At 40.2% G+C, this 6,896-nt stretch carries 4 protein-coding genes; 1 reads left to right on the plus strand and 3 read right to left on the minus strand.

Translation table 11 applies throughout. From position 1 onward, the window contains the following. The first annotated feature begins 35 nt into the window (after window positions 1-35). Window positions 36-1,163: an AAA family ATPase gene (locus AAE250_RS10770; RefSeq protein WP_294595757.1), complete on the plus strand. Its 1,128-nt coding sequence runs from the start codon at window positions 36-38 to the stop codon at window positions 1,161-1,163. 122 nt (window positions 1,164-1,285) lie between these two features. On the opposite strand, the gene AAE250_RS10775 is transcribed toward AAE250_RS10770, so the two are convergent. The 3 genes from AAE250_RS10775 to AAE250_RS10785 form a co-directional block, all read right to left on the minus strand. Further along, the gene (locus AAE250_RS10775) at window positions 1,286-2,239 is read right to left on the minus strand and encodes a hypothetical protein (RefSeq protein ID WP_294595759.1); all 954 of its coding nucleotides are present in this window, start codon (window positions 2,237-2,239) and stop codon (window positions 1,286-1,288) included. Between the two features lie 30 nt (window positions 2,240-2,269). Next, window positions 2,270-3,859 carry a RagB/SusD family nutrient uptake outer membrane protein gene (locus AAE250_RS10780; protein WP_294595761.1) on the minus strand — a complete coding sequence of 530 codons (1,590 nt, stop codon included), beginning with the start codon at window positions 3,857-3,859 and terminating at the stop codon, window positions 2,270-2,272. A 30-nt stretch (window positions 3,860-3,889) separates the two neighbouring features. Further along, window positions 3,890-6,896: SusC/RagA family TonB-linked outer membrane protein (locus AAE250_RS10785; RefSeq protein WP_342288886.1), on the minus strand; the 3,007-nt coding region annotated here is incomplete at its 5' end.

The raw sequence follows: 6,896 nt of genomic DNA on the forward strand, positions 1-6,896 counted from the left end.
AAATTATAATTATCTTTGTATAAAACGTTTGTGTTATGGAAAAAATCAACCCTTTTATTACTAATGGCTATGTTTCTGCCGAATATTTTTGTGATCGCATAGCTGAAACCGAAATGTTAACTCGCTATGTTGTAAATGGGAATAATGTAGCATTGATATCTCCACGTCGTTTGGGCAAAACCGGTTTGATAGAACACTGTTTTCATCAAAAGTGCATAAAGGATAAATATTATACATTCTTGATTGATATATATGCAACTAAAAACCTGCAGGAATTTGTTTTTGAACTTGGCAAAGGTATCTTAAATGGCTTGAAATCGCAAGGTAGGAAAGCATGGGATCTGTTTCTGAGTTGTTTGTCATCTCTCCGAACTAGTATATCATTTGATTTTGCAGGAAGCCCGAGTTGGAATTTAGAAATGGGAGATATAAAAACTCCTGGCATAACATTGGATGAGATATTTTATTATCTGGCACAAGCTGACAAACCTTGTCTGGTTTCTATTGATGAGTTTCAAGTTATAGCTAAATATCCGGAGAAGAATGTTGAGGCCATGCTACGAACTCACATTCAGCATTGTACAAATGCAAAATTCATTTATGCAGGCTCTCAACGTCATATGATGGGGGAAATATTCACAAGTCCTGCACGCCCTTTTTATCAAAGCACGGCTGTCATGGAATTACATCCTATTGATATGCAAATATATACAGAGTTTATTAAGAAGCATTTTTTAGCGAGCAAGAAAAATATTACAGAAGAAACGGTTCATAAAGTATATAAGTATTTTGAAGGTGTTACGTGGTATATTCAATTTGTAGCAAATTCATTATATACGATGACGGCTGCAAATGAGACATGTACAGTAGACAAAGTAGATGTTGCAATCGAGAACATTTTATCTCAGTTGAACTTCACATATTCTTCTCTTCTTTATCAGCTTCCTCCCAAACAAAAAGAGGTTTTGATGGCTATTTGTAAAGAGGAAAAAGCGAAAGAGATCACCTCCTCCAAATTCCTAAGAACTTATAAATTGACTGCAAGTTCAGTGCAAGGGGCAATAAAAGGATTGTTGGATAAGGATTTTGTCACTTGTGAACTGGGAGAATATAGAGTATATGATAAATTCTTTGAGATATGGTTAATGAATTTGCTTAAATAAATTATATACCATTATTGTTTTATATGGATAATCATTATAGCAACTATTTAAGAAATATCCCTAAAAAGCCGGTCCATTTGTGAACCGGCTTTTATTATTACTATTTTGCACATTTCTTTAAATTATTCAGCCTCCAAAGAGTTGAGATATGCTTCCGCACTCAGGTACAAATAAGACGGAGTACCACAAGGAGATGCAGCGCCATCCTTATAAGCAGCCATACTTACGTACAGCGAATTGGCAGGGAAGGTAATGCTACCAGCCTTTTCATTATAAATGCCCAAAGGATAAGAGCTTATATTGGTAGACACGTTACCATAGATAGAACCACCGCTAAACATGCCATACCCCCAGTCCATACCATATTGAACCGGCTTCAAGGAAGCACCTTCTTTGGTTACATCAATAATGAAGACATATTTACCGGGAATAACGTCACCTTCCTCATTAAAAGGATAACCGTTGAAACCTCCAACCTCATCTTGTGCAGTAGCCACCTTGGCAAACGGACTGTCAAAGCGGAAACGGGTACTGGTAGCAGTCGTAGTCTTTTCAAGTTCCACAGCCAAAGGAAGAGCCGGATCTACACCGAAAAAATTAGAAACTGTACCATCCAAATAATATCCGGTACCGATAGACTCCCACTTTAGAATAGCAAAATTCACTGAAATCTCATGGTAACCGGAAGAATATTTGCTAACATTATCCCCACTCAGAGCCAATTGTAAATTATAAGTGACCCCCACGGCAGCCGACGGAACTTCAACTGTCAATTTTGCAGTCTTTTCTCCGGCAGCAAATGATACTGTAGAAGGGCACACAAATACATTTCCCTCATTATTAACCACTGTAACATCAGCAGTGCCGGCAACATCTGCCAATACACGTGTAAGGGTCACATCAAAAGAAGTTATTCCCGGCTCCACTTCCACCGTTTGAGTATGATTACCCACAAAACAGATTCCCTGATTACTGTCTTCCAGTTCAGCCGGAGTATAACTTTCTGCATCAGGATCGCAAGATGTTGCTATCAATACGATGACAAACAGGCTAAGTATCTTATTTATATATTTCATATTCCGTATTTTTAATAGTTAACTTATTCTTTATTCTACATCAGGTATTGGCGCCGGTGCTGAAACCAACGGATTGTTTTCCAATAACGGATTATATTGTACTTCCTTATTGGGAATACTGTAAATCTGAACCGGATCACCTGCTGCAATATTGAATACGGCAGTTTTCGGAAAACCACATCCTAAACGGTTAATGCCTTTATTCAAACGCATGATATCGAAATATGCCATACCTTCTCCCCAGAATTCAAGACGACGTTGTTGCCAAACAGCTTCCTGCACCGCCTCTGCTGCAGTAGCAGTACACTTATAAGACGGATCACGATACGCAGTGACAAAAGAGTTAAGAGTAGATACACCGCCACTAACATTGCCACTCATGGCCTGAGCCTCTGCCTTGATAAGGTACATCTCCTCAACACGCATCAATATTACATCCGTAGCATTGTTGTCAGTTCCCCATTGATCATTCAGCACTCCATACTTCACTTGTGTATAGGCAGGTGCCTTTTTCCCGGTAATATATGTCTGGGCCGCAGCTGGCAAATTAGCAGACACGCCTTCACCGTTCAGGAACCACCCCTTGCGGACATCACTTGCAGGGATCTGTTCATACAGTTTAGGACTGATTCTACGCCATCCCCCTACTGAAGCATAACCATAATTCAGGGAACCCATGTGTGATGGGAAGTTGCAAATACCGGTAGTACTTACCCGATCTTTTTCAGTGATCAAGATACCCCACATCCATGATTTATCTTCAATATCAATAAATGTCGGCTTGCTCACTGCAGTGCGGCTATATGGAACAGCAGCAGTATGAGACAATGCGGCTTCTGCATCTTTCAATGCTTCAGCATACTTATGCATTGTCAAATAAACACGTGCACGGATACCATAAACCACATCAAGGCTGACATAACGCTTGTCTTCACGAGTCATTGAAGTACTGCTCAGCAACTCAATGGCTTTATTAAGGTCACCCAAGATGAAATCATAAGTTTCCTGAACTGTAGAACGAGCACAACCGTTAGTTGCTACCTCTTCTGCATTCTCTGCCGTGATGATTGGCATACCCGGAGCATCTTCATGCCCCTTGTAGTTGAACTGATATAACTGTACCAATGTGAAATAATCAAATGCACGAATAGCCAACGCTTGTGCCAGATAGAACTGCAATGTAGGATCTTCTGTTGCATTATCTACGGTACCGATAACAGCATTTGCCGTAAAAATCTGATTATAAAGCGTACCCCAGAACTCAACAGTAGCTATACTCGTATTCAAGCAGTCATTATAAGTCATGGAAGTTCTATACCAATTATAGCCAACATCGTCAGCGAGCATGTCCGTTCCCCTTGAATCGGTTGCCAACATTATAGTCGGATAACCTATATCGTTATGCGTCTCTGTATCCTCAGGATAGTTCTTGGCATATTGAGTAAAGTTGGCTGCAATGGCTGCTACGCTGGCCTCCAATTTAGACGGATCAGCCTCAACAACATCTTCTTTCTGGTCGGCTGTAATGGTTGAACTTAGCGGTTCCGTATCCAAATCTGTACATCCGGCTACCATCAAACCGAACATAACATACGGTGTTATTTTATATAATTTCTTCATATTCTTTCTATTTTTATTATTGAACTATTATCAGAATGTCACTTTCAAACCACCGGAAATAGTACGTATAGGTGTATATCTATCCGTAGAAGCCGTAGTGTAGCTCATACGCGGGTCAAGTCCTCTGCGGGCGGAGAAAAGGGCCACATTGTCAGCAGCACCATAAACGCGCAGACTGCCAATGCCCAGATTTCTCAGCCATCTCTTAGGTAATGTATATCCCAGTGTAATGTTATTGATAGCAAAGTAATCGGAACTTGTCAACCAACGGTCTGACGTAGAATTAGTATACTTATCAATTGCATCGACACGCGGGATATTACTTTTCGTATTTTCCGGCGTCCATGCATTCAGAATATCTTTATGCCAGTTATGCCCCAAATCACCGGAATTGCCACCGTGCATTAGAGACTGATAACCGCTGTCGTAAATTGTACCTCCTAACTGATAAGCACACTGGATTGAGAAATCAAAACCACGGAACTCCAATGTAGTGCCGACACCACCATAAATAGTAGGCAGCAAATCTCCGGAAGCCTGTCTGTTGGTATTGTAGGCAGCAGACCAGTCCCAAGTCTTGTATTCTACACCGTCATCACCCTTTGCCCAGTACTGTGCTTCACCACTATCAGAGTCTACTCCTGCATATTTTGTCAAATAGAATTGATAGAGTGATTCTCCTTCGCGATAAATATAAGAACCACTAATCATCTCCCCCTTCAAGTCAGGATGCAATTCAAGAATCTTATTCTTCACGATTGTCCCATTCCAGTTGATGATCCATTTCAGATCGTTGGTTTCAATCGGTGTATAATTCAATTCGATTTCAAGACCTGAGTTACGAACGGAACCGATATTCATAGGAATCTGTGTATAACCATTAGACATAGCAACCGGTTTGTAATATAACATGTCTTCCGTTTGACGATTAAAATACTCAATGGTACCGTTAATGCGTCCTCGCAGAAGAGCAAAGTCTACACCTGCATTGAAAGAATTGGAAGTTTCCCATGTGATATCCTTATTCCCTTTATAGAAAAGCACACCGTCGGAAAATACGCCGTCAGAACCGCTTACGGTATATTGATCTTGATAAGGATAATAGTTAGCATATCCCTGATAAAGCAGATTATCATTACCTTGCTGACCGAAAGAAGCTTTCAGTTTCAACATGTTAATCCAATCATATTGAGAAATGAAACTTTCTTTAGCCATATCCCACGCAGCACTTACACTCCAGAAGTTACCCCAGCGGTTATCCGGATGGAAACGCGAAGAAGCATCACGGCGATAAGAGAAGCTTCCATAGTATTTTTCGTTAAAATCATAGCTGGCACGTGTAATGATACCGACTGTGGCATATTCATTATAGCTACCGGAACCATTTTTACGGTCAATAACATTAGATGCAGTCCAGTTCTTGTCACTATACATGTTATATCCTAAAATATAGTGGCTCTCAGTGTTGAAGTCCATACTTTCATAACCAGCCAAAATATCCAAATTATGATTGCCGAATGTTTTTTTGTAATTCAACAGATATTGTTGGTCAAGAGAATAGACACGCGAAGAATACTGCATAACAGAACCGCCGTAGGAAGCAGACTGACCATAGTATTTGTTGCCCACACTATGTTGACGTGTGTTATCAATATGCAAGCCCAATGAAGCAGTCAATGACAAACCATCGATAATGTCAATCTTGGCATACCATTTTCCATTCAAAATATCCATTAAATACTTTTCCGTATCATAGAGGAAGCCACTCATAGGGTTGGACATACTCATGAAGTTACGAGTATAATTTGTACTCTTACCATCACCATAGTCATATACCCGATAACCAGTATTTGCGTCATATACAATTTTTCCATCGGCATTACGTACATACATCGGATAAATTGGTGCCATGAAATTACTTACATAAAACGCATTACCGGAAGAAGTAGCAGCATCCGTATCCTGATCACCCGGAGAACGGCTTGTTACATTCGAGTAGCTAAGATTCACTCCAAGTTTCAACCATTTTTTAGCTTGATAATCTACATTCAAACGAGTAGAGATACGTTCGAAACCTGAATTCTCAATAATACCTTCATCATTCAAATAGCTGGCAGAGAGATAATAGCTTAATTTATCCGAACCTCCAGAAACGCTAAGATTATATTCCTGACGCAAATTGCTCTGGAACATTTCATCCGACCAGTTATCGGGTGTATAATAATAGTCGCCGTCACTATATCCCAAAGTTGCATAAGGATTCAGTTTCCCATTCCGACCAATAAGATACTGCCCTTCAGGTATGGTATAAACTTGGTATCCTAAGCCAGGGATTAAGTCTGTATTGGCCAATTGATAAGCCCGTTCTGCCGTATATTTACTATTATACAAATAGCCATTATACAAAGCGGAATAAGCCGTTTCCATATAAGTATTCGCATTCTGCAAAACATCATAATTCTTCACCAAACGGGAGTTGGTTCCCCAACGGGCATCCAAAGAAATCTGTGTATCGCCACTCTTACCTTTCTTTGTAGTAACCAGAATAACACCGTTGGCACCACGCGCACCATACAACGCTGCCGCTGCAGCATCTTTCAATACAGTCATAGATTCAATATCCTGCGAGTTAACTGCCGAAATATCTCCTTCATAAGGAATGCCATCTACCACATATAATGGATTATTGCTGGCATACATAGATCCGATACCACGAATACGGACAGTTGCACTCGTACCCGGCTGACCATTGGTGCTTTGAGTCTGTACTCCTGATACCGTACCGGAAAGAGCATTTGATAAATTTGAAACCTGACGCTTTTCCAGTGTCTCAGACTTTATCACAGAAGCCGAACCCGTAAAAGCTGATTTCTTTGCCGTACCATAAGCAACAACCATTACCTCATCAAGCATCTCAGAATCAGAATGCATGAATATTTTCATATTCGGCTTAATATCAACCTCTTGTGTTTTCATACCAATGTACGAAATAATCAAAGTCTTCGCAGAACTGCAATTAAGATAAACATCAGATAAT

Origin of the sequence: Bacteroides sp. GD17 (genome assembly GCF_038448625.1) — a bacterium.
Classification (GTDB): domain Bacteria; phylum Bacteroidota; class Bacteroidia; order Bacteroidales; family Bacteroidaceae; genus Bacteroides.

Coding starts and splice junctions, on each gene's coding strand:
- AAE250_RS10780 (WP_294595761.1), bottom strand. CDS start 3,859: ATGAAGAAATTATATAAAATAACACCGTATGTTATGTTCGGTTTGATG.
- AAE250_RS10770 (WP_294595757.1), top strand. CDS start 36: ATGGAAAAAATCAACCCTTTTATTACTAATGGCTATGTTTCTGCCGAA.
- AAE250_RS10775 (WP_294595759.1), bottom strand. CDS start 2,239: ATGAAATATATAAATAAGATACTTAGCCTGTTTGTCATCGTATTGATA.